The organism is Kribbella sp. NPDC058693, from assembly GCF_042715335.1.
Lineage (GTDB): Bacteria > Actinomycetota > Actinomycetes > Propionibacteriales > Kribbellaceae > Kribbella > Kribbella jiaozuonensis.
Window position 1 is genome coordinate 1,590,061 of the sequence record NZ_JBHXSQ010000004.1, and the last position, 24,862, is coordinate 1,614,922.

The 24,862-nt window shown below is 68.3% G+C and carries 22 protein-coding genes; 12 read left to right on the forward strand and 10 right to left on the reverse strand.

Annotated elements, in window-relative coordinates; translation table 11 throughout:
• The first annotated feature begins 14 nt into the window (after positions 1-14).
• A complete protein-coding gene (locus ACFWUU_RS34080; RefSeq protein WP_380181725.1) occupies positions 15-995 on the forward strand; it encodes an NAD(P)-dependent alcohol dehydrogenase in 981 nt (326 codons plus the stop codon).
• Here ACFWUU_RS34080 and ACFWUU_RS34085 read toward each other — a convergent pair.
• The 4 genes from ACFWUU_RS34085 to ACFWUU_RS34100 form a co-directional block, all read right to left on the reverse strand.
• Positions 985-2,298: a lanthionine synthetase LanC family protein gene (locus ACFWUU_RS34085; RefSeq protein WP_380181727.1), complete on the reverse strand. Its 1,314-nt coding sequence runs from the start codon at positions 2,296-2,298 to the stop codon at positions 985-987. The genes ACFWUU_RS34080 and ACFWUU_RS34085 overlap by 11 nt on opposite strands.
• Positions 2,262-2,780 (reverse strand): DUF6886 family protein, encoded by a 519-nt coding sequence (locus ACFWUU_RS34090; RefSeq protein ID WP_380181729.1) that lies wholly within the window; start codon positions 2,778-2,780, stop codon positions 2,262-2,264. Before ACFWUU_RS34090 ends, ACFWUU_RS34085 begins: the two co-directional genes overlap by 37 nt.
• Before the next feature lie 43 nt (positions 2,781-2,823).
• Positions 2,824-3,726 (reverse strand): M23 family metallopeptidase, encoded by a 903-nt coding sequence (locus ACFWUU_RS34095; RefSeq protein WP_233714512.1) that lies wholly within the window; start codon positions 3,724-3,726, stop codon positions 2,824-2,826.
• A 218-nt stretch (positions 3,727-3,944) separates the two neighbouring features.
• Positions 3,945-4,799: an esterase/lipase family protein gene (locus tag ACFWUU_RS34100; RefSeq protein ID WP_380181731.1), complete on the reverse strand. Its 855-nt coding sequence runs from the start codon at positions 4,797-4,799 to the stop codon at positions 3,945-3,947.
• Between the two features lie 135 nt (positions 4,800-4,934).
• Here ACFWUU_RS34100 and ACFWUU_RS34105 point away from each other — a divergent pair, with 135 nt between their 5' ends.
• The 4 genes from ACFWUU_RS34105 to ACFWUU_RS34120 all read left to right on the forward strand — a co-directional run bounded on the left by ACFWUU_RS34105 (position 4,935) and on the right by ACFWUU_RS34120 (position 9,050).
• A complete protein-coding gene (locus ACFWUU_RS34105) occupies positions 4,935-5,354 on the forward strand; it encodes a cobalamin B12-binding domain-containing protein (protein ID WP_137252722.1) in 420 nt (139 codons plus the stop codon).
• A 357-nt stretch (positions 5,355-5,711) separates the two neighbouring features.
• On the forward strand, positions 5,712-7,034 hold the full coding sequence (locus tag ACFWUU_RS34110; protein ID WP_137252723.1) for an ABC transporter substrate-binding protein: 1,323 nt from the start codon (positions 5,712-5,714) through the stop codon (positions 7,032-7,034).
• 196 nt (positions 7,035-7,230) lie between these two features.
• Positions 7,231-8,196 carry a carbohydrate ABC transporter permease gene (locus tag ACFWUU_RS34115; protein WP_233714661.1) on the forward strand — a complete coding sequence of 322 codons (966 nt, stop codon included), beginning with the start codon at positions 7,231-7,233 and terminating at the stop codon, positions 8,194-8,196.
• Positions 8,196-9,050: a carbohydrate ABC transporter permease gene (locus tag ACFWUU_RS34120; protein ID WP_137252725.1), complete on the forward strand. Its 855-nt coding sequence runs from the start codon at positions 8,196-8,198 to the stop codon at positions 9,048-9,050. Before ACFWUU_RS34115 ends, ACFWUU_RS34120 begins: the two co-directional genes overlap by 1 nt.
• A gap of 189 nt (positions 9,051-9,239) precedes the next feature.
• Here ACFWUU_RS34120 and ACFWUU_RS34125 read toward each other — a convergent pair whose 3' ends face one another.
• Positions 9,240-10,877, reverse strand: coding sequence for a glycoside hydrolase family 13 protein (locus ACFWUU_RS34125; RefSeq protein WP_380181733.1), 1,638 nt, complete (start codon positions 10,875-10,877; stop codon positions 9,240-9,242).
• Between the two features lie 128 nt (positions 10,878-11,005).
• Here ACFWUU_RS34125 and sucC point away from each other — a divergent pair, with 128 nt between their 5' ends.
• Positions 11,006-12,178: an ADP-forming succinate--CoA ligase subunit beta gene (sucC, locus tag ACFWUU_RS34130; RefSeq protein WP_137252727.1), complete on the forward strand. Its 1,173-nt coding sequence runs from the start codon at positions 11,006-11,008 to the stop codon at positions 12,176-12,178.
• A gap of 14 nt (positions 12,179-12,192) precedes the next feature.
• Positions 12,193-13,083 (forward strand): succinate--CoA ligase subunit alpha, encoded by an 891-nt coding sequence (sucD, locus tag ACFWUU_RS34135; RefSeq protein ID WP_137252728.1) that lies wholly within the window; start codon positions 12,193-12,195, stop codon positions 13,081-13,083.
• A 45-nt stretch (positions 13,084-13,128) separates the two neighbouring features.
• Here sucD and ACFWUU_RS34140 read toward each other — a convergent pair whose 3' ends face one another.
• Positions 13,129-14,463, reverse strand: a complete 1,335-nt coding sequence (locus tag ACFWUU_RS34140) for a hypothetical protein (RefSeq protein WP_380181735.1) — start codon at positions 14,461-14,463, stop codon at positions 13,129-13,131.
• A gap of 175 nt (positions 14,464-14,638) precedes the next feature.
• Between ACFWUU_RS34140 and ACFWUU_RS34145 the strand changes: the two genes are divergently transcribed.
• The 5 genes from ACFWUU_RS34145 to ACFWUU_RS34165 all read left to right on the forward strand — a co-directional run bounded on the left by ACFWUU_RS34145 (position 14,639) and on the right by ACFWUU_RS34165 (position 20,949).
• Positions 14,639-15,889: a DUF6350 family protein gene (locus ACFWUU_RS34145; protein ID WP_380181737.1), complete on the forward strand. Its 1,251-nt coding sequence runs from the start codon at positions 14,639-14,641 to the stop codon at positions 15,887-15,889.
• 10 nt (positions 15,890-15,899) lie between these two features.
• Positions 15,900-16,526 (forward strand): phosphoribosylglycinamide formyltransferase, encoded by a 627-nt coding sequence (gene purN, locus ACFWUU_RS34150; protein ID WP_380181739.1) that lies wholly within the window; start codon positions 15,900-15,902, stop codon positions 16,524-16,526.
• A complete protein-coding gene (gene purH, locus ACFWUU_RS34155; RefSeq protein ID WP_380181741.1) occupies positions 16,523-18,082 on the forward strand; it encodes a bifunctional phosphoribosylaminoimidazolecarboxamide formyltransferase/IMP cyclohydrolase in 1,560 nt (519 codons plus the stop codon). The genes purN and purH overlap by 4 nt, the downstream gene beginning before the upstream one ends.
• A gap of 966 nt (positions 18,083-19,048) precedes the next feature.
• The gene (gene fes, locus ACFWUU_RS34160) at positions 19,049-20,248 is read left to right on the forward strand and encodes an enterochelin esterase (protein ID WP_380181743.1); all 1,200 of its coding nucleotides are present in this window, start codon (positions 19,049-19,051) and stop codon (positions 20,246-20,248) included.
• A 209-nt stretch (positions 20,249-20,457) separates the two neighbouring features.
• On the forward strand, positions 20,458-20,949 hold the full coding sequence (locus tag ACFWUU_RS34165) for a hypothetical protein (protein ID WP_380181744.1): 492 nt from the start codon (positions 20,458-20,460) through the stop codon (positions 20,947-20,949).
• On the opposite strand, the gene ACFWUU_RS34170 is transcribed toward ACFWUU_RS34165, so the two are convergent.
• The 4 genes from ACFWUU_RS34170 to ACFWUU_RS34185 all read right to left on the reverse strand — a co-directional run bounded on the left by ACFWUU_RS34170 (position 20,946) and on the right by ACFWUU_RS34185 (position 24,733).
• Entirely contained in the window at positions 20,946-21,410 is a 465-nt protein-coding gene (locus tag ACFWUU_RS34170; RefSeq protein WP_380181746.1) for a GNAT family N-acetyltransferase, read from the reverse strand. The genes ACFWUU_RS34165 and ACFWUU_RS34170 overlap by 4 nt on opposite strands.
• A gap of 26 nt (positions 21,411-21,436) precedes the next feature.
• Entirely contained in the window at positions 21,437-21,706 is a 270-nt protein-coding gene (locus ACFWUU_RS34175; protein WP_134106630.1) for a DUF3017 domain-containing protein, read from the reverse strand.
• A 37-nt stretch (positions 21,707-21,743) separates the two neighbouring features.
• Positions 21,744-22,601 (reverse strand): bifunctional methylenetetrahydrofolate dehydrogenase/methenyltetrahydrofolate cyclohydrolase, encoded by an 858-nt coding sequence (locus tag ACFWUU_RS34180; protein WP_380181747.1) that lies wholly within the window; start codon positions 22,599-22,601, stop codon positions 21,744-21,746.
• An 83-nt stretch (positions 22,602-22,684) separates the two neighbouring features.
• The gene (locus ACFWUU_RS34185; RefSeq protein ID WP_380181748.1) at positions 22,685-24,733 is read right to left on the reverse strand and encodes a glycosyltransferase family 39 protein; all 2,049 of its coding nucleotides are present in this window, start codon (positions 24,731-24,733) and stop codon (positions 22,685-22,687) included.
• Positions 24,734-24,862 lie beyond the last annotated feature (129 nt).

Here is a 24,862-nt window from a genome sequence, read left to right on the forward strand (position 1 = left end):
TAAGGGGCGGGATCATGAAGGCCATCGTTCAAGACACCTACGGCTCACCCGACGTCCTCCGCTTCGCCGACGTCGACACTCCCAGGGCGACCGGCGCCCAGGTTCTCGTCCGCGTCCAAGCGGCCGCACTCAACGCCCGCGACTGGCACGTCCTGCGCGGCGATCCCTACATCGCCCGCCCGTCCGCCGACCTCGGCTGGCGCCGTCCGAACGACCGCATCCGCGGCACCGACTTCGCCGGCACTGTCGATGCGGTAGGCCCCGAAGTCACCCGTTTCCAGCCCGGCGACGAGGTGTACGGCGACGCCGCCGGCGCCTTCGCGGAGTACGTCTGCGCTGCCGAGAACCGGATCGAACGCAAGCCCGCCAACCTCACCTTCGAGCAGGCCGCCGCAACCCCGCTGGCCGGACAGACCGCGTTGATCGGCATCCGCGATGTCGCGAAACTCCAACCAGGGCAGGAGATTCTGGTCAACGGCGCCTCCGGCGGTGTCGGCACGTTCGCCGTCCAGCTGGCCAAGGCGTACGGCGCCAACGTCACCGGCGTCTGCAGTTGGCGGAATCTCGAGCTGGTCCGATCCGCCGGAGCAGACGAGCTGATCGACTACACCACGACCGACTTCGCCCGCTCGGACCGCCGGTACGACGTCGTACTCGACCTGGTCGGCAATCGCTCGCTGTCAGACCTCCGTCGGGTCCTGAAGCCCGGTGGTCTGTTGGTCTTGTCCGGCGGTGGGGTCTACCAGGGTGGAAGTCTGTTCGGCCCGATGGGCCTGATGATCCGCGGCACACTGCTGGCGCCGTTTGTCGGCCGTCGGATCGTGTTGCTGACGGTCAAAGCGAGCCAGGAGAACCTAGTGACCTTGCGCGAGTTTGCCGAGGCCGGGAAGGTCGTGCCGATCATCGACCGGACGTACCCGCTGGCCGCGACGGCCGACGCGATGCGTTATCTGGAAGGCGAACACGCCCGCGCGAAGGTCGTCGTCACCGTCTGAGTGCCCACCAGTTGTCCATCCGCTCCACGACGCGCGGATCGCCGCCCAGCACCCGCTGGAGCCGGAACAGGTACGCCGCGATCCCGGCCGCGCCCTGCATCCAGCCGACGCCGGGCGGCAACACCGGATCCTCATTGCGGTGCTCGGTGAATCGCCAATAAGCGTGGCTGCCCTCGTGATGCGCGTGATCGAGCAACGTGTCACCCATCAGCACGGCGAACTCCAGATCCTGAGCGTCGCCGGTGTCCAGGAATGCATCGCCGACGCCGGCAGTACCGCAGCAGCGGCCGTCGTTGTCCCAGAAGCCGGGGTGCAGTCGCTCGGGAATCCCGGAGTACCGGACGCTGTCCAGACAACGCCGGTGCCACGTCGCGGGCGTTTCACCGGCTACCTGTTTCACGTCGGCGTACTCGAGCGCGCTGAACAGCAACGCCGTCCCCGCGCCGCCGTGACACCAGTTGTAGGTGAACTCGTCGCCGTGCCGCTCGGCCCACGGGATCACCCGTGCGACCCGGAAACCCTTGTCGTCGTTGATCCCGATGCTGACCAGATGCTCGGCCCCGCGCTGGGCCACGTCGATGAGCTCGGGCCGGCCGAGGTCCACGCCCGCCACCGCCAGCGCCGTCGCGATCCCCGCCAGGCCGTGGGTGAAGTTCGGCATCTCGGTCGGCTCGTCGGACCGGAACCGCCGCGACACGAACTGCCAGTTCACCCCGGTCGGCAACTCTTCCTTCTCACCCAGGACCACGTCGGCCGCGCGCGATGCAAGCGCTGAAGCGTCGTCGCCCCGACGCATCGCCCACAGCCCGCCGAGAAGGACGGCGGCAGTTCCGAGCGTCACATCGTTCCCGAACGCACCCGGCTCGTACCGCGGTTCGTCGAGGAACTTCTCCGGCCAGCCCTCATCGGTTGCGATGTTCCGGATCCGCTGCAGTGCGGCGTCCGTACCCGGCTCCCCGAGCGCGGTCAGGATCCCGATCGAGCTGACCAGCCCGTCGAAGAACGTGGTCGACCTGTTTTCCGGGATGACCGCACGGATCCGGTCGGCGATCCCCGTCGCCAGGTCCTGCTCGGCGGTCGTCCACGGCCGAGCCAACCGGATCTCGGCCAAGGTGTAGGCGAGCCCGCCGATCCCGCTGTGCATGCCGTCGATGTACTCAACAGGTTTCTCACCACCCGCGGCCTCGGGGATCCACGGACCGCTGTCGTCCCAGCGGACCTGGTTCCGCACCCACGCCCAGGCCGCCTCGGCCACATCGCCGTACGTCATGGCTTGGCGTTCCGCATCCGGATGCCGCTCCACTCGAGCGTGCTCGCGACAACCTCGGCCCAGAAGTCGTGCAGCCGATGCAGCACCCGCAACTGGATGCCCGCCTCGTCGTGCAGCGCGAACAGGTCGCCGACCCGTTCGGCCGGGCCGAGCGGCCGGACCTCGGTCGTGGCGACGACCGCAGCGTCATGCTCGACGAACTCGTCGGCCGGGAGCCGGTACGCGTACAGCTCGACCGAGCGGATCGCGTCCAGCCAGCCGTACTCGACGGCGTGTACGCGGGTGCCGGAGCCGGCGCCGATGATGCGGTCGCGGTCCTCGGGAGTCGTCGCGGGGCCCACCCACGCCATCGCGCGGGGGCACTGCCGCGGGAACCAGTAGTCGGGGGCGCGGTCGTGGCCGACAGCCCAGACGTACGGCGTGACCTTGCCGTTCGTCCTCGCGACGTGCGGACGGAAGGTCGTGATCGTCGGATCTTCGGAAAAGTGCAGTACCTCGCCGGCAGCCGGGCGCATGCGCCGCAGCTTAGCCGCGAGACCTGCTCACTGCTCGGGTTTACTAGCCGGCGGTGTACGGGTTGAGGCCGCAGTGGTTGCGGAGCCACGGGTCCGGGTCGACCGCTGCGCCGCCGTCCGGGTGTACCTCGAAGTGCAGGTGCGGGCCGGTGGTGTTGCCGGTCATTCCGACCGCGCCGACCTGGTCACCGGCGTACACGGTCTCGCCGACCGACACGCTGAACTTCGACATGTGGTTGTACCAGGTGACGGTGCCGTCCTCGTGCCGGACCTGGACCTGACGCCCGTACGGACCGGCCCAGTCGGCGAAGATCACCACGCCCTTCATCACGGCGCCGATCCGGGTGCCGATCGGGGCGGCGAAGTCGAGGCCGGTGTGGTTGTGGGCCCAGCGGCTGCCGCCCTGACCGAAGGTCGCGGTGATGTGGTAGCCGGTGACCATGATCTGGCAGCGGGTGGCCGACTCGCGGGCGGTCTTCTCGGCCAGCTCGGCCTTCGCCTTGGCGACGGCCAGGGCGCTCGCGCGCTTGGCGGTCAGCGCCTGGGTCGCGGTCAGCTTCGCGGCGCGGGCCTTGGCCAGCTGCGCTGCGGCGGACTGCTTCTTGGTGGTCGTGTCGGCCAGCTGGACCCGGGAGGAGTCACGGGTGGCGAGCTGGCGCGCCTGGATGCGTGCCGTGGTGATGCCGGACAGCTGCTGACCGCTGTTGAGGCTCAGCGCGGCAAGGTTGACCGCGGAGTTCGCCTGGGTCGGCGACGCCAGCGTGCTGGCACTGAACCCGACTGCTCCGGCTGCCGCGGCGAGCGCGGCGGTCAGACCGACGATCTGGGTACTGCTGGGGGTATTACGCCTGGCGACGCGATGCTTGGCACTGTGACGTCCTGCGCCGGGTTTGCGCGCAGCGTTGCCGGGCGTGACGCGGTCTCCCGCGGCACGGTGCTGGGACACAACGTGGCCTTTCGGTCACAGGGGAGGGGCTTTGGAACGAACTAGGGGGGCTCGTTCCTCCCTTGCGGGGGTTTATTCCCGCTAGGGACCTGACGCACGATAACGGATCAGTCACGGGGCCACAAACCCTGTCCCGGCGTTTTCCGCCTCTCCTTCACGAAACCTTTGCATGCGCGCCTGCACGTGCATCTGCCGCGAGCGCTCAGGAGCCTGACCGGTCAGGCAGTTTTGGGCTGTTCGTCGAGATGGGCCAGCATCCCGGTGATCTGATGCACGACCTCGCCGTGGAACGGCAGTGACAGATGGCCCACGCCGTGGATTCGAAGGTTGCTCGCCAGCAGGTCGGGATGCCGGATCCGGGCCCGCCGCTGCGGCACGATCAACTGGTCGACGTCGCTGTAGAACGCGACGAACCGGGTACGGCAGTCCGGCGCCGGCTCGGCCAGCTCGGCCATCAGGTCGCTGTCCGGCCGGACCTGCTTCACCAGCGGCCACGGCAGCAGCTTGGCCGCGATCGTGCCCTGGTGCGGCGTACCGAGGGTGACGCAGGTGTGTACCCGCTCGTCCCCGCCGAGGCGCTGGATGTAGTACCGCGCGATCAGCCCGCCCAGGCTGTGCCCGATGACATGGATCTGGTCCGACCCGGACTCCTCGCAGATCGCCTCGATCTCCTGGCCCATCCGCTCGGCAGTCCGGCGTACGTCGAGCGTCAGCGGCGAGTACGAGAACGTGTGGATGCTGCTGAACCCGCGACGGACCAGTTGCCGACGCATCAGCGCGAAGATCGTGTGGTTGTCGATGATCCCGTGCGCCAGCAGGATCGGCGTACCGGCGGCCCGTACGTCGCTGACCAGCAGGCCGCGCTGGGCGGGACCGAGGCCGGCCAGGTTCAGCCGGGACGGGAGCGCGCGCTGGGTGCCGTTGATCAGGCCGAGCGGATACATCGCCAGGTGCGTGGTGAGCCAGCCGAGCTCGACGGCGGCACCCTGCAGCACGCTGGGCGAGAGTGCGGAGCGGGCGCCGTACGCGAGTCCGTCGAGCGCGCCGCGGAGGTCGTCCTGCCAGGAACCCATGGGCGACTCCTCACAAAAACCAGACCCCCCGATTGGTCCGATCTCTTTCCACGGTAACCGGTTCCCATCGCGCGTGGCGGGGAACACACGGCTCCGTGTCTTATCCGTGAGGTTCACACCGGTTAGCCTGCGAGCATGCCTGCTACGAGCCCGTTGCGCGTCGTCGTCGCCAAGCCCGGTCTGGACGGTCACGACCGCGGCGCCAAGGTCGTGGCCCGCGCGCTGCGCGATGCCGGCATGGAGGTCATCTACACCGGACTGCACCAGACCCCGGAGCAGATCGTCGAGACGGCGATCGCGGAGGATGCGGACGCGATCGGGCTGTCGGTGCTGTCGGGCGCGCACATGACGCTGTTCAAGCGGGTCCGTGAGCTGCTGACCGAGCGGGACGCCGAGGACATCGTGGTGTTCGGCGGCGGGATCATCCCGGACGCCGACCTGCAGCCGCTGGCCGAGCTCGGCGTACACAAGATCTTCACCCCGGGCGCGACCACCACCGAGATCGTCGAGTGGGTCCGCGGCAACGTCGGTGACGCGTCGGCCTCTCCGGCCTGAACTCTCTGCCGCCGAAAGTCCGCTATACCGCTACCGGAGTCCCGGATCCGCTCCGGAGCGTGATGACGACTGCCCGGAGTCGTTCTGAACAGTCCTGCCCGGTTCAGCCAGGTTACTAATCGGTAATACCGAATCGTTAGGAAATGCCCGGTTGTGCGGGCTTCCCAAACGCGGTCGCATACAGCCATGCGGCTGTCCGTTTCAGAGACCGTCGAGCCGGGCTGTGTGTGGCACAGAGCACACCGGCCCCACTCTCGGTTACTGTCCGGACAGGGCGGATCGCAGTGCGGTGGGGGACTGTGAACCCCGCTGACGCAGACCCAAAGCGACGTCCCATCGGGAGAGGGCAGGTAAACGATGAGGTTTGAACGATCACACACACGCAAGGCGGCGTTCCTTGCCGTCGCAAGCAGCCTGGCGCTGCTCGCAACGGCGTGTGGCGGTGACGACGGAAGCAGTGGCAGCGGGGGCAGTTCGTCGGCCAACGCGCTCGAGGGCCGAGGACCGATCACCCTTGCCAGCGGCAAGGACACGTCCGGAAACCTGCAGAACCAGCTCAACGCCTGGAACGCGGCTCACCCGACCGAGAAGGTGGAGCTCAAGGAGCTTCCCGACGACGCGGACGCACAGCGGCAGCAGATGGTCCAGAACGCGCAGAACCAGTCCGACGCGTACAGCGTGCTGGTGATGGACGTCGTCTGGACGTCCGAGTTCGCCGCCAACCAGTGGATCACCCAGATCCCCGAGGACAAGGTGCCCGACCTGGGCAAGCTGGTCCCGGCGACGGTGGAGACCGCCAAGTACCGCGACAAGCTGTACGGCGTGCCGATCACCTCCGACGGTGGTCTGCTCTACTACCGCAAGGACCTGCTGACGGCAGCCGGTATCACCGACGCGCCGAAGACCTGGGACGAGCTGCTGGCCGACTGCCAGAAGGTCGCTGCGACCCCGGGCGGCAAGGGCCTGAACTGCTACGCGGGCCAGTTCGAGAAGTACGAAGGCCTGACGGTGAACTTCTCCGAGGCGGTCAACTCCGCGGGCGGCCAGATCGTCGACAAGGACGGCAAGCCGAACGTCGACACCCCGGAGGCGCTGGCCGGTCTGCAGGAGCTGCAGAACGGCTTCAAGACCGGAGCCATCCCGAAGGCCGCGATCACCTACAAGGAAGAGGAGAGCCGGCGCGCGTTCCAGGACGGCAAGCTGCTGTTCCTGCGTAACTGGCCCTACGTCTACTCGCTGGCGAACAAGACCGACGGTTCGTCGAAGATCGCCGGCAAGTTCGCGGTCGCGCCGCTGCCGGGCAAGGACGGCCCCGGTGTCTCGTCGCTGGGTGGTCACGACTACGCGATCAGCTCGTTCGCCAAGAACAAGGCGACCGCGGTCGACTTCATCAACTTCATGGCCAGCGAAGCCCAGCAGAAGGACAACCTGTCGAAGACGTCGCTGGCGCCGACCTGGGCCTCGCTGTACGACGACCCGACGCTGATCAAGCAGTTCCCGTACCTGCCCCAGCTGAAGGCCTCGATCGCGTCCGCCCAGCCGCGGCCGCGGGTGGTCAAGTACGGCGACGTGACGGCGGCGATCCAGCAGGCGGCGTACGACGCCCTCAGTAAGGGGACCGACCCCAAGACGGCGCTGTCGGGCCTGCAGACCAAGCTCGAATCGCTCATCACGCAATGACCGATGTGCCGGGGCCGGTGCGCGGTGAGTCAGTTGCCGCGTACCGGCCCCGGCCAGTCCCTGCCCGGGTTCGCCCGGGAAGCAAAAGGAGGCGCAGGTGACTGCAACCGCGCCGGTCGCAGAACGGCCGGCCAAGGAACCGAAGCAACCGAAGCGACCGCAACGGTTCAACGAGGGCACCGGCCGGCTCGCCGCGCTGCTGCTCTCCCCGACGCTGCTCGTGCTCGGGCTCGTCGTACTGTTCCCGATCATCTCGGCATTGCGTGAGTCGTTGTTCACGAGTGGTACGAAGCTCGACGAGAACGGCTTCATCGTGAAGGGCTCGACGTTCGTCGGGCTCGACAACTACCTGGACATCTTCAAGGGCGACACCGGCGACCGGTTCTGGAACGCGTTCTACAACACGACGTTCTTCACCGTGGTCTGTGTCGTGCTGGAGACCGTGCTCGGCGTCGCGATGGCGCTGATCATGCACAAGGCCTTCAAGGGCCGCGGCATCGTCCGGGCCAGCATCCTGGTCCCGTGGGCGATCCCGACCGTCGTCTCGGCGCTGCTGTGGAAGTGGATCTTCCAGGCCGACGGCATCGCCAACCAACTGATCGGCACCCAGGTGCTGTGGTCCACCGAGGGCTGGCAGTCCAAGCTGTCGGTGATCATCGCCGACACCTGGAAGACGGCACCGTTCATCGGCCTGCTGGTCCTCGCAGGTCTACAGACCATCCCGGCCGAGGTGTACGAGGCGGCCAAGGTCGACGGCGCGAGTGTCTGGAAGACCTTCACCCGGATCACGCTGCCGCTGGTGAAGCCGGCGCTGCTGGTGGCGGTGCTGTTCCGGATCCTCGACACGCTGCGGATCTTCGACCTGCCGTTCGTGCTGGTCGGCCCGCACAAGGACTCGGTCGAGACGTTGTCGATGCTCGCGTACGACGAAGCGTTCAATACCAGATACGGGCCGGCGGCCGCCTATGCGACGGTGCTGTTCGTCTACGTCGCCGTGGTCGCCTACGCCTTCGTGAAGATTCTCGGAGCTGACGTGATCGGTGAAGCCCGGGCCCGCAAGCCCGGTGGCGGTGGCGGCGGCAAGCGCTGGCGCAAGAAGAACGCGGTGAAGGGCTCGGCCGACATCTCGGTCGGCGCCGCTGCCATGGGAGGTGGACAGTAATGGCTGCCGTTGCTCCCCAGCCGGCCGAGGCCGGACCGCTGCGCCGGTGGGCGCCGCTCCTCGGCGTCGCGCTGATCGTGATCTACTGCCTGGCGCCGTTCTACTGGATGGTGGTGTCGGCGCTGCGCCGGCCGTCCGACCAGTTCTCGAACGCGATCATCCCGTCGCCGTTCTCGATCCAGAACTTCAAGGATGTCTTCGCCGGCTCGAACGGTTTCGGCCGAGGCCTGCTGAACAGCCTGATCGTGGCCGGCACCGTGACGATCCTGACGCTGATCATCGGCATGGTCGCCGCGTACACGCTGGCCAGGCTGGACTTCAAGTTCAAGAACGTCGTACTGGCGATCATCATCACCACGTCGATGTTCCCGGGGATCTCGCTGGTGATCCCGCTGCTGAAGCTGTTCATCGACATCAAGTGGATCAACACCTACCAGGCGATGATCGTGCCCAGCCTGTCGTTCGCACTGCCGCTGGCGGTGTGGAACCTGACCTCGTTCTTCCGGCAGATGCCTCAGGAGCTCGAGCAGGCGGCGATGGTGGACGGGTGTACTCCGGCGCAGGCGTTCCGCAAGGTCATCATCCCGTTGGCCGCGCCCGGTGTGTTCACGACCGCGATCATCACGTTCATCGCGGCCTGGAACGAGTTCCTGATCGCGCTGAGCATGACCAACAAGAAGTCGATCCAGACGGCGAACGTGATCATCTCGCAGTTCACCGGTACGACCGGCCGGGACCAACCGTTCGGCAGTCAGATGGCCGCCGGTGTGGTGGTCACGATCCCGCTCGTGATCGCCGTACTGCTGTTCCAGCGCCGGATCGTGGCCGGCCTGACGGCAGGCGGCGTGAAGTGAGCTGGCGGGACCGGCAGGACCGGGATCGCCGGGACCGGGAGGACCGGGACCGGCGGGATCGCGAAGACCGCGACCGCCGCGACCGGGAGGACCGGGACCGACGGGACCGGGAAGATCGGGACCGCAGGCGGTAGAACTGGCAACAAGAAAACGGCCGGAGCCTTTGTGCTCCGGCCGTTTCTCGTTGGATCAGACTTCGAGCCAGACCGTGGTGTCCAGCGGCAGTACGCCGCCTGCCAGCGGCTCGCTGGCCAGCAGGACGCGCTGGTGCGTCGGCAGGGTGACCGGTGCGTCGCCGATGTTGACCACGCACCGGAAGCCCGGTTCGCGGGTGAACGAGAGCACGCCGGCCGGGGCGTCGGCGTCCCAGACCAGACGGCCTTCGCCGAGGGCAGGGTGGTCGCGGCGGATCCGGAGTGCCGCCTTGTAGAGGCTCAGGTGGCTGTCGGGCTCGCTGGCCTGCGACTCCGCGGTCAGTCCGACCCAGTCCGCAGGCTGCGGGAGCCAGGGCTGGCCGGTGCCCGGGCCGAAGCCGAACGGCGGCTGCGTGCCGGACCACGGGATCGGGACCCGGCAGCCGTCGCGGCCGCGGACCGTGTGGCCGGAACGCTCCCAGGTCGGGTCGTCGAGCACGTCCTCCGGCAGGTCCTCGACCTCGGGCAGCCCGAGCTCGTCGCCCTGGTAGATGTACGCGCCGCCCGGCAGCGACAGTTCGAGCAGGGCAGCGGCCCGCGCCCGCCGCAGTCCGAGCTGCAGATCGGTCGGTACGACGCCCGCGCCCTCGAGGGCATCCCGCTTGTCGCGGCCGTACCGCGTGCGGTGCCGGATCGTGTCGTGGTTGCTCAGCACCCAGGTCGCCGGCGCTCCGACCGCCCAGAGGTTCTCGGTGGTGTGGTCGATCACCTCACGCAGGTCCTTCGCGTCCCACGTGGCGCGCAGTGCGTCGAAGTTGAACGCGGACTGCAGCTCGTCCGGCCGCACGTACTGCGCCAGTCGCTCCGCCGGGGACAGCCACGCCTCCGCCACGAAGACGCGGGCACCCTGCGGCGTATCGGCGTACTCGTCGGCGATCGCGCGCCAGCGCTGGTGGATGGTGTGCACACCGGGCTGGTCGTAGAACGGGTTCCCGACGTACTTCTCCCGCGTCGGCTCACCGTTGTGCAGCGGTACGTCGGGCAGCGTCGCGTCCTTGGCCATCGAGTCGGCCACGTCGATCCGGAACCCGTCGACGCCGCGGTCGAACCAGAACCGCAGGATCGAGTCGAACTCCTCGATCACCTTCGGGTTGTCCCAGTTCCAGTCCGGCTGGGAGATGTCGAACAGGTGCAGGTACCACTGCCCGTCGTCGATCTGCTGCCAGGCGCCGCCGCCGAACGCGGCCGGCCAGTTGGTGGGCGGCCCGCCGTCCTTGGAGTCGCGGAACCAGAACAGGTCGCGCTCCGGCGAGCCCTTGCCCGCCGCGAGCGCGGCCTTGAACCACGGGTGCTCCCAGGAGCAGTGGTTCGGTACCAGGTCGATCAGGATCCGCAGGCCCAGTGCGTGCGCCTCGGCGATCAGCGCGTCGGCGTCGGCGAGGGTGCCGAACTCCGGGTTGATGTCGCGGTAGTCCGAGACGTCGTACCCGCCGTCGAGCAGCGGGGACGGGTACCAGGGGCTGATCCAGATCGCGTCGACCCCGAGGTCGGCGAGGTACGGCAGCCGGGCGCGGATGCCGTTCACGTCGCCGGTCCCGTCACCGTCGGCGTCGGCGAACGAGCGCGGGTACACCTGGTAGACGACGGCGCTACGCCACCAGTCGTCAGCTGGTCTGGTTGCTGGATCACTCATGTGACCTAGCCTGACACGAGAGGCCGGGGAGGTTGTGATGGTCGTCTCAGCCAGGACCCCGGCTGTTGCTCCGGTCACCAGGGTGGCTAGTGTCAGGAGCCCGTACAGGCGAGAGAGGGACCACACTCGTGGATCTGATGGAATTCCAGGCGAAGACGGTCTTCGCCAAGCACGGAGTGCGGACGACCGTGGGTGCGGTTGTCACGACTCCGGAGGAAGCCCGCGCGGCGGCCGAGAAGATCGGCGGCCGGGTGGTCGTGAAGGCCCAGGTCAAGACCGGTGGGCGCGGCAAGGCAGGCGGCGTCAAGCTGGCCTCCAGCCCGGACGAGGCGGAGGAGAAGGCCCGCGAGATCCTCGGGCTGGACATCAAGGGTCACGTCGTCAAGATCCTGAACATCGTCCCGGCCGCGGCGATCGCCGAGGAGTACTACTTCTCGTTCCTGGTCGACCGGGCCAACCGCAACTACCTCTGCATCGCCTCCGCCGCCGGCGGGATGGAGATCGAAGAGGTCGCGCACACCAACCCGGACGCGGTCGCGCAGATCTCGATCGACCCGGCCACCGGCGTCGACGAGGCGAAGGCGCGGGAGATCGCGGAGGCCGCGAAGTACCCGGCCGACGTGATCGACGCCGTCGTACCGGAGATCGTCAAGCTGTACGAGGTGTTCATCGCCGAGGACGCGTCGCTGGTCGAGGTGAACCCGCTGGTCAAGCTCGAGGACGGGAACGTCGAGGCGCTCGACGGCAAGGTCACGCTGGACGAGAACGCGGACTTCCGGCACCCGGACCACGCCGAGTTCGAGGACGTCTCGGCGGCCGACCCGCTGGAGGCGGCGGCCAAGGCCAAGGGCCTGAACTACGTGAAGCTGGACGGTTCGGTCGGCATCATCGGCAACGGCGCGGGTCTGGTCATGTCCACGCTCGACGTCGTCGCGTACGCCGGTGAGGAGTTCGGTGGCCAGAAGCCGGCCAACTTCCTCGACATCGGCGGCGGCGCCTCCGCCGAGGTGATGGCGAACGGCCTGGAGATCATCATCTCCGACCCGCAGGTGCAGAGCGTGTTCGTGAACGTCTTCGGCGGGATCACCGCCTGCGACGCGGTTGCCAACGGCATCGTCCAGGCGTTCGAGCTGCTCGCCAGCCGCGGCGAGGCCGTCACCAAGCCGCTGGTCGTCCGGCTGGACGGCAACAACGCCGAGGAGGGCCGCCGGATCCTCGACGAGGCCGGCCTGGCCGGTCTGGAGCGGGTCGACACGATGGACGGCGCCGCCAAGCGCGCCGCCGAGCTGGCTGCGAAGTAAGGGATCGCCGAACAATGTCTATCTTCCTGACCAAGGACAGCAAGGTCATCGTCCAGGGCATGACCGGCTCCGAGGGCACCAAGCACACCACCCGGATGCTCGCCTCGGGCACCAACATCGTCGGCGGCGTGAACCCGCGTAAGGCGGGCCAGAGCCAGGACTTCGACGGCAAGTCGGTCGCGGTGTTCGGCACCGTCGCGGACGCGGTCAAGGAGACCGGCGCGAACGTGTCGGTCATCTTCGTCCCGCCGAAGTTCACCAAGGACGCCGTGCTGGAGGCCGTCGAGGCCGAGGTGCCGCTGGTCGTGGTGATCACGGAAGGCGTTCCGGTGCACGACACCGCCGCGTTCTTCGCCGCCGCGCAGGCGTCCGGCAAGACCCGGATCATCGGCCCGAACTGCCCCGGCATCATCACCCCGGGCGAGTCGAACGCCGGCATCATCCCGGCCGACATCGCCGGCCAGGGCCGGATCGGTCTGGTGTCGAAGTCGGGCACGTTGACGTACCAGATGATGTACGAGCTGCGGGACTTCGGGTTCTCGTCGGCGATCGGTATCGGTGGTGACCCGATCATCGGGACCACGCACATCGATGCGCTGAAGGCGTTCCAGGACGACCCGGACACCGACGCGATCGTGATGATCGGTGAGATCGGTGGTGACGCCGAGGAGCGGGCGGCCGCGTTCATCAAGGAGAACGTGACCAAGCCGGTCGTCGGCTACGTGGCCGGCTTCACCGCGCCGGAGGGCAAGACGATGGGCCACGCGGGCGCGATCGTGTCCGGCTCGTCGGGTACGGCGGCCGCGAAGAAGGAGGCCCTCGAGGCCGTCGGCGTGAAGGTCGGCAAGACGCCGACCGAGACCGCCAACCTGATGCGCGAGATCATGCAGGGTCTGAGCAAGTAGTACTTCGGGAAGCGGGGCCTGTTCCTTCGGGAGCAGGTCCCGTTCCTATTTGTAGGCCGCCGAGCGGTCGACGGCGCGGGCGACGGTGTCGTTGAACGCCGTGTCGGTGATGTCCAGCTCCTTCAGCACCGGGAACAGCACGTAGACCATCCGGTCCCCGGACCCGGCGACCCCGATCCGGTAGATGTACTTCTTCCCGTCACCGGTGTCGTACGTCGCCTTCCAGCTCTCGCCCTTGATCGTGCTGGTCTGGATGTTGCCGGTCGACTCGACCTTCGCGTTCGACACGTTCTTCTCGCACGAGTCGACGTTCTTGCGGATCTGGCTGAGGTAGCTCGCCGCCGCGTTCGCGGTGGGGAACTTGGCGACCGTGTCGTCCAGGCCGAACTCGGTCGGCACCTTCGCCTCCGGCGTCACGTACGTGACCGTGCCGAACTTCGTCGCCTTGGCCTTCTTGAAGTCGATCTTCTCGCAGCCGCCACTGCTGTTGCCCTTCGCCGCCGGAGCGCTCACCCACGGCTTGTTGATCTCTTCCAGCAGCGGTAGGTCGACCGAGGCCATGAACCCGGGCGCGTCGACGTTCGGCAGCAGGGCCGGCTTCGCGACCGGAGCGCCCGTGCCGCAGCCGCCGGACTGGGCGCAGACCTTCTTCGCCGCGGCGTTCGCCGTGGCCAGTACGAGGTCCGGCTTGGGCGGCGTGGCGGCCAGGGTGTCGTGCTCGACCACCATCGTGGCCTGGCCGGCCAGCGTGACCGCGACGGTCTTGTACTTCGTCTTGGACCCGGGCACCTGACCGAACACGGCGATCACGCCACGCTCGCCGACGCCGGTCGTCACGTAGCCGGACGACAGCCGCGTCTGCGGGGCGGTGCACTGGCTCAACCAGTGGACGACCGAGTTGTAGGTCTTGAGTGCGGCGGCCTTGTCGTTCGACACCTCGACGTACTGGACGGCGGTGTCCTTGGTGGTGGCGTTCTGGAAGGTGCGGACCCAGGTCCGCAGGCCGGCCGGGTCGGCGAACCGCTGAGCCTGGCAGACGAACGCGGTGTCGGGCGCCGAGTTGCCGTCGGCGGTCTTGGTGACCGCCCAGGTGCCGGTCGCGCCGAGGGTCTTGGCGCCGACGGCGTCGAGCAGTGCCTTGTCGTCGGCGAGCACGTTCGAATCGTTCGACTTGTCGTCCGAGACGCTGCTGCCGGCCTTCGGGTCGGGCGTCTTGTCGCCGCCGAAGGCGTTCAGCGCGGCGACACCGCCGCCGCCGACCAGCACCACGACCGCGACGCCTGCGGCGATCGTCTGGTTCCTTTTGCGCGCCTTCTGGCGACGCGCCTCCCGGGCAGCGGCGCGACCGCCGCCGCGTGATGCACGGTGGGAACCGGCCAAAGCTCGACCTCCTGACTGATTCCACCCGACAGTACCGGGTAGACCAACGCCGCTCCCACTCCGCTACCACCTGCCGAACAGGCACGAACTGAGCGTGAGCAAGCGGGCTGAAGTCTCCCACATCCGGCGTGTCAGGACGAGTGGCGTCCGTGCGCGGGGAGACGATGGGAGCCAGATGACCGACATGCTGAGCCGCCCGGGCGCCCGGGACGGTGAAACGAGTGCTACGCCCGCGTCGGAGATCGCCGCCCAGACCAAGCCTTTGCTTGTGTCGGCCGTGATCTCTGCCGGGGCGTGCCTGCTGACCGGTCTGCTCACCTGTGCCGCAGTTGCGGTGATCGGTTGGCTCGGCGCGACCTTCGGCGGCGCGTCCGGCGCGGTCCGCGCGGGGGCATCGGCATGGCTGGTCGCGCACAAGGCAGGTGTGACGATCGGTACGGGCCGGATCAGCGTCGCACCGCTCGGTCTGACCTTGTTCTTCGCCTGGTGCCTGTACCGCGGCGGCAAGTCCGCGGCCCGGTCCAGCGCGGCCGATCGGACCAGGGACCTGATCTCGCTGGCCGGAGCGTTCGCGCTCGTGTACGGCCTCGGTGCGCTGGTCGTGGCGTTGCTCACGTCCGACGGTGCGCTCAAGGTGTCGCCGCTGTCGGCGTTCCTCGGTGCGTTTTCGCTGGCGCTGATCTCGGGTGTCGCCGGAATTCTGGTCGAGTCCGGTGCAGCGGCAGATATCGCCGACGCGACACCGGCCGGTCTGCGGGATGTGGTTCCGGCGGCGTTGGCCGCAGTACTGACTGTGATTGCGGTCGCCTCGCTGCTGTACGGCGTACTGCTCGCGGTCCATTTCTCGCGGATCACCGGGATGCTCGAGCTGCTGGATGCGGGCGTGATCGGGTCCGTCGTACTGTTCGCGATCTGCCTGATGCTGGTGCCGAACGTGGTGCTGTACGTCGTAGCGTTCCTTGCCGGGCCTGGATTCCAGCTGGGGACCGGGACCACGATCGCGCCGACCGGGGTGGATGTCGGGAACCTGCCGGCGTTTCCGCTGCTGGCCGCAGTACCGGCTGACGGCGCGACTCCGTCGTACCTGCTCGTGCTGACGGCGTTGGTGCCGTTGCTCGCCGGTGCGGTCGCGGGGATGGTCGTCGTACGGCGAGGGCTGGTCCAGCGGGACTCGGACGTGCTGGGGTGGGATGCGTTCGCGCTGCGGGGCGCGATGGCGGCGCTGCTCGCAGGGATCATCATCTTTGCGCTGCTGGCGATGTCGGGTGGTTCGGCGGGGCCGGGGCGGATGTCCTCGGTCGGGGTTCCGGGGGCGTTGCCGGCGGCCGGCGTACTGGCTGCGGGGATGGCGATCGGGGCCGCGATCACGGCCGCCGTGGCCGCCTCCCGCCGACCGGCTGCGGAAGAGGCTGACGCGGAACGATAGGCTGCCCGCCGTGACTTCTGCTTCTGATTCCGCTTCTGCGCGCCTTGTCGTGCTCGTCTCGGGATCGGGATCGAACCTGCAGGCCCTGCTGGACGCCTGCGCGGACCCGGCGTACGGCGCTCAGGTGGTCGCCGTCGGTGCGGACCGCGAGGGGATCGCCGGCCTGGACCGGGCCGCGTCCGCCGGAGTGCCGACGTTCGTGCACAAGGTGAAGGCGTACGCCGAGCGGGCGGACTGGGACCGGGCGCTGACCGCGTCGGTTCTGGAGCACAAGCCCGATCTGGTCGTGTCGGCGGGCTTCCTGAAGCTGGTCGGCGACGACTTCCTGGCCGCGTTCGGCGACCGATACATCAACACCCACAACGCGCTGCTGCCGGCGTTCCCCGGGATCCACGGTCCGCGGGACGCGCTGGAGTACGGCGTGAAGGTCGCCGGGGCGACGCTGTTCTTCGTGGACGGCGGCGTCGACACCGGGCCGATCATCGCGCAGGTCGTCGTACCAGTTCTGGACGACGACACCGAAGAAGACCTGACCGAGCGGATCAAGGAGGTCGAGCGCCGCCAGCTGGTGGAGTGGGTCGGCCGCCTGGTCCGCGAGGGCTGGACCATCACCGGACGAAAGGTTCGACTGAAGTGAGCACCGACCGCAGGCCGATCCGCCGGGCGCTGATCAGCGTCTACGACAAGACCGGTCTGGAGGAGCTCGCTTCCGCGCTGCACGCCGCCGGTGTGCAGATCGTCTCCACCGGTTCGACCGCGGCCCGGATCGCGGCAGCCGGCGTACCGGTGACGAAGGTCGAGGAGCTGACCGGGTTCCCGGAGTGCCTGGACGGGCGGGTGAAGACGCTGCACCCGATGGTCCACGCGGGCCTGCTGGCCGACGTACGGCGGGATGAGCACGTCGAGCAGCTGCGGGAGATGCGGGTCGAGCCGTTCGAGCTGCTGGTGAGCAACCTGTACCCGTTCAGCGAGACGGTTGCCTCGGGCGCGTCGGTGGACGAGTGTGTCGAGCAGATCGACATCGGCGGGCCGTCGATGGTGCGCGGTGCGGCCAAGAACCACGCGAACGTGGCGGTCGTGACGTCGCCTTCGCAGTACGCGTCGGTTTATGCGTCGCTCGGTGAGGGTGGGTTCTCGCTCGAGGAGCGGCAGCGGTTGGCTGCGGCGGCGTTCGTGCACACGGCGGAGTACGACATCGCTGTTGCTTCGTGGATGGGGTCGGTTCTTACCGATTCTGGTGAGGGCTCGGGCTTCCCGGCGTGGGTCGGGTCGGCGTGGGACAAGTCCGCCGTACTGCGGTATGGCGAGAACCCGCATCAACCGGCGGCGCTGTACCTGAACGGGCGGGGCGGGCTGGCTGCGGCGGAGCAGCTGCACGGCAAGGAGATGTCGTACAACAACTACGTCGACGCTGATGCGGCACGGCGTACTGCGTATGACTTCAGCGAGCCGGCGGTTGCCATCATCAAGCACGCGAACCCGTGTGGGATTGCCGTGGGCAAGGACATCGCCGAGGCGCATCGGCGGGCACACGAGTGCGACCCGGTGTCGGCCTACGGCGGTGTGATCGCGACGAACGCGCCTGTGTCGGTCGAGATGGCCAAGCAGGTCGCGGAGATCTTCACCGAGGTGCTGGTTGCGCCGGCGTTCGAGGACGGTGCGGTCGAGATCCTGCAGGGCAAGAAGAACATCCGTCTTCTGGTGGCGACGGCTGTCTCTTCGGACGAGACGGTGGAGATGCGCGCGATCAGCGGCGGGTTGCTGCTCCAGCACCGCGACCGCTTCCAGGCACCGGGCGACGACCCGTCTGCGTGGACGCTTGCTGCCGGCGAGCCTGCGTCTGAGGCTGTCCTGGCCGACCTCGCCTTCGCCTGGAAGGCCTGCCGAGCGGTCAAGTCCAACGCGATCCTCCTCGCGTCGGACGGTGCTTCTGTCGGCGTAGGCATGGGCCAGGTCAACCGAGTCGACTCCTGCCGCCTGGCCGTCTCCCGAGCCGGCGACCGCGCCCCCGGCTCCGTCGCCGCCTCCGACGCCTTCTTCCCCTTCCCCGACGGCCTAGAGGTCCTCATCGAAGGCGGCGTCAAGGCAGTAGTCCAACCCGGCGGCTCCATCCGAGACGAAGCCGCAATCGAAGCCGCCACCAAGGCCGGCATCACCATGTACTTCACCGGAACCCGCCACTTCTTCCACTAACTGTTCGACGCCCCCGGCGATGCGGGGGTGAGTGAGTAGCCCCCGCACGCTCCGCAGCCGTCTCTCGTCGCTTCGCTCCTCGGCACGGCTGCTGCGCGCGCTACCCACCCACCCCCGGCTCATCGCCGAAGCCTCTTTGCCGGCTATCGCCGGGACCTTCCTGCTGCCGCCGGATGCTGCCGCGGCGCGTTGCGGGCCGCCGCCCGCGGGTGTGAGCTGGGGGACCCCGCGTGTCCGGATGCCGCCAGGGGTGTTCCGGCTGTCGCCGAGAGTTTCCGCTGCCTCCGGGGGTTTCCGTTGTCTCCGGAGGTTTCCCGCTGTCGCGGGTATCTCGCGGCTGGCGCCAGCGCTCCGCTGTTGCGGGTCTCTCGCGGCTATCGCCGGTGGTGTTGCAGCTGTCGCGGTGCTGTGGCTGCGAGCGCGGTTGGCGGGCTGCGGCTCGCGAGCGGGAGTTGGTGGGCTGCGGCCTGCGGGCGGGGGCTGGTGGGCTGTGGCCTGCGGGCGGGGGCTGGTGGGCTGTGGCCTGCGGGCGGGGCTAGCGGGAGATGGCGGGCGGGAGATGGCGGGCAGGAGATGGCGGGCGGTGGCGGGCGGTGGCGGGCGGTGGCGGGCGGCGGTGATGGTGCGGTGGGGCGCGGTGCTGGCTCGCGTACCCCGCGGGTTTTTGCTGGTGCATCCGGTGTAGCTGTCGGGGCATTCCGGCGTACACGTGGATCTTCCGGCTCGGGCCGGTTGTTGCTAGTAGGTGCGCGCTGCCCGGCGTTTGGGTGAGGCTTGCTGGTGCGCGGGTGCTTGCCGCATCGGGCTGTTGTGCTTGGGCTTTTGCTGGGTATCTGTAGACGGAGCCCTTTCAGCTTTCGCCACTCGCTGGACCGGGTGCTGGCGATAATGGGCTGCGGCGGGGACCGCCGCTTCTGTCGACGCCCTGGGGTGAGGTAGTTGTCTGATCGGGTTGATAGTCCACGGTTGCGGGAGCTTGATCCGGGGCGGGCTGCGGAGTTCTGGGATGAGGTTGGCGGGCAGGGGGCGCCGATGGTGGAGTCTGTGGTGGATGGGGGTGGGGATGTTTGGCTGACGTTTCTTTATCGGGCTGCTGAGGCGGTCAGCAGTGTGGCGGTGTTTGGTGGGCCGGCCGGGTGGGAGGCGCCGGGGAATTTGATGCGGCGGCTCGATGGGACCGATGTCTGGTATCTGACCTTTCGGGTTGGTGCGGACCTTCGGTGCACCTATCGGCTGGCCATCAGCGACGGGGACGGGGCGGCGGTTGAAGCCGAGGACTGGCAGGAGCGTACGGCGGATTGGTTCACGGATCCGCTCAACCCGGCGACGTTCGTCTTTCCCGAGGACGAGTTCCTTGGCTCGGACGGGACCGTGGTGTCGTTGGTCGAACTGCCGTCTGCGCCGGAGCAACCGTGGCTGGCTCCGCGAAAGGACGGCAAGCGCGGCGAGCTGACCCAGCAGCTGCACCGGAGCGAGATCCTCGACAACGAGCGTCGCATCTGGATCTACACCCCGCCCGGCTATCAACCGAACGACGACCCGTACCCGCTCCTCGTGCTGTTCGACGGTGACGTCGTACGCGGGCCGATCCCGTTCCCGACGATCCTGGACAACCTGATCAACGCGGGCAGCATCCCGCCGATGGTCGCCGTACTCGTCGACAGCCTGACCCAGGAGGTCCGGAACCGCGAACTCCCTTGTGGAGCAGCGTTTCTGGAGTATCTGACCGACGAGCTGCTCCCATGGGTCCGCGAGCAGTACCCGATCACGACGGATCCAGCCCGCACGATCGTCGCCGGTCAAAGCCACGGCGGGCAGGCGGCCGCGTTCGCGGGGCTTCGGCGGCCGGATGTGTTCGGCAACGTGATCAGCCAGTCGGGTTCCTTCTGGTGGAGCCCGGACGGCGATCCGGAGCACGAGTGGCTGACACGCCAGTACGCCGAATCCGAGCGTCAACCCGTGCGCTTCTATCTCGAGGCCGGACTGCTCGAACGCGGGCAGACGCCCGACTACGGCCCTTCCATCCTGGTCGCGAACCGGCACCTGCGTACGATCCTGCGCATCAAGGGCTACGACCTCGAGTACGCCGAATACAACGGCGGCCACGACTACGCCTGCTGGCGAGGCTCCCTCGCCGACGCGCTGATCAAGCTCGCCGCCCGCTGACAACCGGGGAGAGATATGCGGAGGCTGGGGGGACTGCTGGTTCTCGCGTTGGCGCTGGCGGGATGCGGTGAAGAGGTCGCGCCGCGGGCGGGGAGTACGCCGAGCCTCGGGTTGCGAGCGATCGAGCCGTCCGGCGGTACGGCGCGCAGACCTCGCCGTACCCGGAGACGCCCGGAGCCACCCGGCCCGCGCCGTACCCGACGACGCCTTTGCCGCAAAGGCCCGAGCTACCTCCCGAGGCGTACCAGCGGATCAGCGTCAGTCGGCTGGACGCCCCTGACGCCGCCCTGCAGGTGCCGCCCGACGGGTATGCGCAGGTGATCTTCGCGTGCTCGTACGAGGAGTGGAGCTTGCAGTACGAGTACAACGCTCTGACGAACTACAACCCGCCCGGGCGGCACCTGCGCGGTGACAAGACCGGCGACTTCCTGGCATCGGTTAGTCAGAGCGAGGTCGGCCGGGCGCTGGGATCGGCGGAAGACCCGACGTCGAACGACTGGATGGCGCGGTCGTATACCGAAGACTCGTGGCCCGATCGGCAGCTCGTCACGGCGTTCCAGGTGAAGCGGGTGAATCTCACCCGGGCGAAGGTGCTTGCCGCTCGCAACGCTTATGCCAAGGGGTGTTCGGTCAAGTACACCGCGCCGTTGCTCGACGCAGTACGAGTGAGCATCTACGCGCCGTGGGACTGGAGCATCTAGAAGCGGCGGCGGTAGGAGACCTGGTGGCCGTTGTCGCGGGAGTTGCCGTCCGGGGTCCAGCCGGTTGATTCGTAGAAGGTTTGGCCTTGGGGGTAGTTGGCCAGGGTCCAGAGGATGGCTTCGGGGTAGGTGTCGGAGAGGGCCTGCAAAGCCTTCTGCATAAGGGCTTTGCCTACACCTTGCCGCCAGTACGCCGGGTCGACCGCGATCGTGTCGAGCTCGCCCAGGGCTGGGTCGATCGGATCTCGGCTCGGGCCGATGCCGACGAAGCCCGCGATGGTGTCGTCGAGCTCGGCGACCCACCAGTTGCCGTCGGCAAGCGTATCGGCCCAGCGGGCGATGCGCGCGTCGCTGACCTCGATCGACGGCATCAGGTCGCCGAAGCCGTCGTTCCACGAGTCGACATAAATCTGTACGACGCGCGTCGCGTCGGCGCGGGTGGCGGAGCGGACAGTCACCATGTGCCGGATGATTCCACCACTCCGGCTCAGTTCGGGATGATCAGGCCGAGTACGGCGATGGCTGCGGCCGTGAGCAGGAGGAATGTCGTGTCGAACATGCGACTGCGGACGTGGAGGAGGCCGGCGGCTGTGTCCGTGAGGGCCGCGCGGAGGAGGCCGGCCAGGCCGACGGCGCCGGCGAAGATGAGTACGCCGTTGCGCCAGTCGTAGAACCAGAGCACGACCAGGCCGGTGAGGGCGGCCAGGAGTGACAACGCTAGCGGCCATTGGCTGCGCCGCTGGGCCTCTCCTGCCATCAGCACGTCACTCTCACCTTCAGCACGGGTCCTGTGGTCACTGGGGCAGGCTCGATTCGGCGGCTTCGACGACGTTGGTGAGGAGCATCGCCCGTGTCATCGGGCCGATACCGCCGGGCATCGGCGCGATCCAGGACGCCTGCTCGCGGGCGGCGGGGTCGATGTCGCCGACGATCTTGCCCTCGGCGCTGCGGCTGGTACCGACGTCGAGCAGTACGGCGCCGGGCTTGACCATGTCCGCGGTGATCAGGCCGGCGGACCCGGCCGCGGCGATCACGATGTCGCCGGTGCGGACCACGGCGGCGAGGTCCTTGGTGCCGGTGTGGCACTGGGTGACGGTCGCGTTCTCGCTGCGGCGGGTGAAGAGGAGGCCCATCGGGCGGCCTGCGGTGACGCCACGCCCGACGACGACCACGTGCGCGCCGGCGATCGGTACGTCGTACCGGCGGAGGATCTCGACGCAGCCCTTCGGCGTACACGGGAGCGGGCCGTCCTGGCCGAGGACGAGCTTGCCGAGGCTCATCGGGTGCAGGCCGTCGGCGTCCTTCGCGGGGTCGATCAGGCCGAGGATCGTGTTCGTGTCGACGTGCTTCGGGAGCGGGAGCTGGACGATGAAGCCGGTGCACTCCGGGTTCTCGTTGAGCTCGAGCACCTTCGCGGCGATCTCGTCCTGGGTCGCGGTGTCGGGCAGCTCGACCTGGATCGAGGAGATCCCGACCGCCGCGCAGTCGCGGTGCTTGCCGGCGACGTACGCGCGGCTGCCCGGGTCGTCACCGACCAGAATCGTGCCGAGCCCGGGCACCACGCCCTGCTCGGCCAGCTTCGCGACCCGGACCTTCAGCTCGTCCTTGATCGCCGCCGCCGTCGCCTTGCCATCCAGAATCTGAGCCGTCACGCCACCAGAGTCTGCCACGCCGCACTGTTGCCGGTACGACGCAGGTCCGGCAAACACCCTGCGCGGGTGCCTGCCGGACTCCGTCAGCTGATGAGTTTGTAGACGGTTGTGGTGCCGACGGTGGTGGCTGTGTAGTTGGAGGTGACCCAGGACTGGATCTCGGAGGCCGCGGACGAGTTGCCGCCACCACCGCCCTGGCCGCCGGAGATGTAGTAGGCGATCTTCCCCTCGGCCACCCACTGCTTGAACTGCGCGAGCGTCGGCGCGTCGTCACTCCCGCTGAACCCGCCGATCGCGATCACGGACTTCCCGGTCGCCAACTCAAGCGAGGCGGCAGACTGCGAGCCGCTGGTCGCGGCGGCCCAGGTCGTGGTCGTCTTCTCCAGCAAAGCCGTCAACTCACTACTGGCCTCACCACCCGTCCCACCAGCTCGAGCGGAGCCGGAGACCCCCGCCGACCCAGCAGACCCGCTGGTGCTGGAGCCGGAGGTGCTAGTAGAGCTGGAGCCAGACGTGCCCGAGGTGCTGGAGCCGGACGTGCCCGTGGTCCCGGTCGTGCCTGAGGTGCCTGGGCGGCTGGGTGGGGTGCCGCCCGATCCGCCGGGGCCGCCGGAGTTGCTGCCGCCCGGCATTCCTCCTCCGCCGCCCATCGCGGTGGTGCTCGGGCCTGAGGTTGGGATTGAGCCGTTGTGGGGGTGGGAAGCCGTGGATGCGGCGTACGCCGTGGTGCCCAGGCCGAGTGACAGCGTGATGGCGAGGACCGCCGCGGGTGTCGCGTGGCGGAGGCGGCGGGCGGCGAGGAGGAGGACAGCGCCGAGGATGCCGGCTGTGAGTACGGCGTACTTTGCCCACGGTAGGAAATCTGGTGTGCGAGCCAGCAGCACATAATCCCAGAGACCGGTTGCCAGAACCATTGCCGCCAGCAACCACCGCGCCCGCCGCCCGACGACCACGCCCATAGCAACCAGCCCAGCAATAGCCGGCGCCAGCGCCACCGCGTAGTACGGATGCACCGTCCCGCTCATGAAGCTGAACACCAGCGCCGTCACCAGCAACCACCCGCCCCACAGCACGAACCCGGCCCGCATCAGATCCGTCCGCGCCGCCCGCCGGGTCACCCACAACCCGCCGACCAACGCAATCAATGCCGTCGGCAACAACCACGAGATCTCAGCCCCAAAAGAGGAACCGAACATCCGGGTAATCCCGGTACTCCCACCAAACCCAGTATTCCCACCACCCCCGCCACCGCCGTTGCCCTGCCCACCCAACAACCGCCCAAGACCGTTGTAACCAAGCGCCAGCTCCAGCAACGAATTGTTGGTCGACCCACCGATATAAGGCCGACTCGAAGCAGGCCACACCTCAATCAGCGCGACGTACCACCCAGCACTGACGATGACCGCACCCAACGCCCCCACCAGATGCAGCAACCGCCGCCGCAACGACGCAGGCGCCGCGATCAGATACACCAGCCCGAACGCCGGCAACACCAGGAACGCCTGCCCCATCTTCGTCAGGAACGCGAACCCGATCGCCACCCCCGCCAGCGCCAACCACCGCACCGAAGCCTTCTCCAGCGACCGTACGACGAAGTACGCCGCCGCCGCCATCAACAGCACCAGCAACGCATCCGGATTGTTGAACCGGAACATCAACACCGCAACCGGCGTCAACGCCAACGCCGACCCCGCGACCAACCCAGCCCCCGGACCAGCCAGCCGTCGTACCGTCAAATACAGCAGCCCAACCGCAGCGATCCCCATGAACGCCTGCGGCGCCAGCACAGTAAAACTGTTGAACCCGAACACCCGGGCAAACGCCGTCGCCACCCACAGCGCACCCGGCGGCTTGTCGACCGTGATCGCGTTCCCCGCGTCGAGCGACCCGAACAGCCAGGCCTTCCAACTCTGCGTCCCCGCCAACTCGGCCGCCGCATAGAAGCTGTTCCCATACCCCGACGCCGTCAGGTTCCACAGATACAGGAACGCCGTCCCGACCAACATCGCGAACACAGAAGGCCGCACGTACGCCGCCTGCCCGGAAGGCCCGCGGACCAGCCGCCGGAGTCTGCCCGGTGGCCGGGTGGGTGGTTCCTGCACTCGAGCGGGTCGGTCCAGCAGCGTCGTCATGATCGTCTCCAGTTCGCGGATGGGTTCCACTGACGACGGTGCCAACCGGGACTCCGACCACCCTGCACGTTCGCTGGGAGGTTCCTGGGAGCCGGGAATGCCCACGCTCTTGCCGTGGTTCGGGGAGAT

Excerpts from the sequence above, each read along its gene's own strand:
- ACFWUU_RS34145 (WP_380181737.1), top strand. The coding sequence starts at position 14,639 with ATGACCGACATGCTGAGCCGCCCGGGCGCCCGGGACGGTGAAACGAGT.
- ACFWUU_RS34170 (WP_380181746.1), bottom strand. The coding sequence starts at position 21,410 with ATGGTGACTGTCCGCTCCGCCACCCGCGCCGACGCGACGCGCGTCGTA.
- ACFWUU_RS34080 (WP_380181725.1), top strand. The coding sequence starts at position 15 with ATGAAGGCCATCGTTCAAGACACCTACGGCTCACCCGACGTCCTCCGC.
- ACFWUU_RS34105 (WP_137252722.1), top strand. The coding sequence starts at position 4,935 with ATGCCTGCTACGAGCCCGTTGCGCGTCGTCGTCGCCAAGCCCGGTCTG.
- ACFWUU_RS34110 (WP_137252723.1), top strand. The coding sequence starts at position 5,712 with ATGAGGTTTGAACGATCACACACACGCAAGGCGGCGTTCCTTGCCGTC.
- ACFWUU_RS34185 (WP_380181748.1), bottom strand. The coding sequence starts at position 24,733 with ATGACGACGCTGCTGGACCGACCCGCTCGAGTGCAGGAACCACCCACC.
- ACFWUU_RS34090 (WP_380181729.1), bottom strand. The coding sequence starts at position 2,780 with ATGCGCCCGGCTGCCGGCGAGGTACTGCACTTTTCCGAAGATCCGACG.
- sucD (WP_137252728.1), top strand. The coding sequence starts at position 12,193 with ATGTCTATCTTCCTGACCAAGGACAGCAAGGTCATCGTCCAGGGCATG.
- ACFWUU_RS34120 (WP_137252725.1), top strand. The coding sequence starts at position 8,196 with ATGGCTGCCGTTGCTCCCCAGCCGGCCGAGGCCGGACCGCTGCGCCGG.
- ACFWUU_RS34100 (WP_380181731.1), bottom strand. The coding sequence starts at position 4,799 with ATGGGTTCCTGGCAGGACGACCTCCGCGGCGCGCTCGACGGACTCGCG.
- ACFWUU_RS34175 (WP_134106630.1), bottom strand. The coding sequence starts at position 21,706 with ATGGCAGGAGAGGCCCAGCGGCGCAGCCAATGGCCGCTAGCGTTGTCA.
- ACFWUU_RS34125 (WP_380181733.1), bottom strand. The coding sequence starts at position 10,877 with ATGAGTGATCCAGCAACCAGACCAGCTGACGACTGGTGGCGTAGCGCC.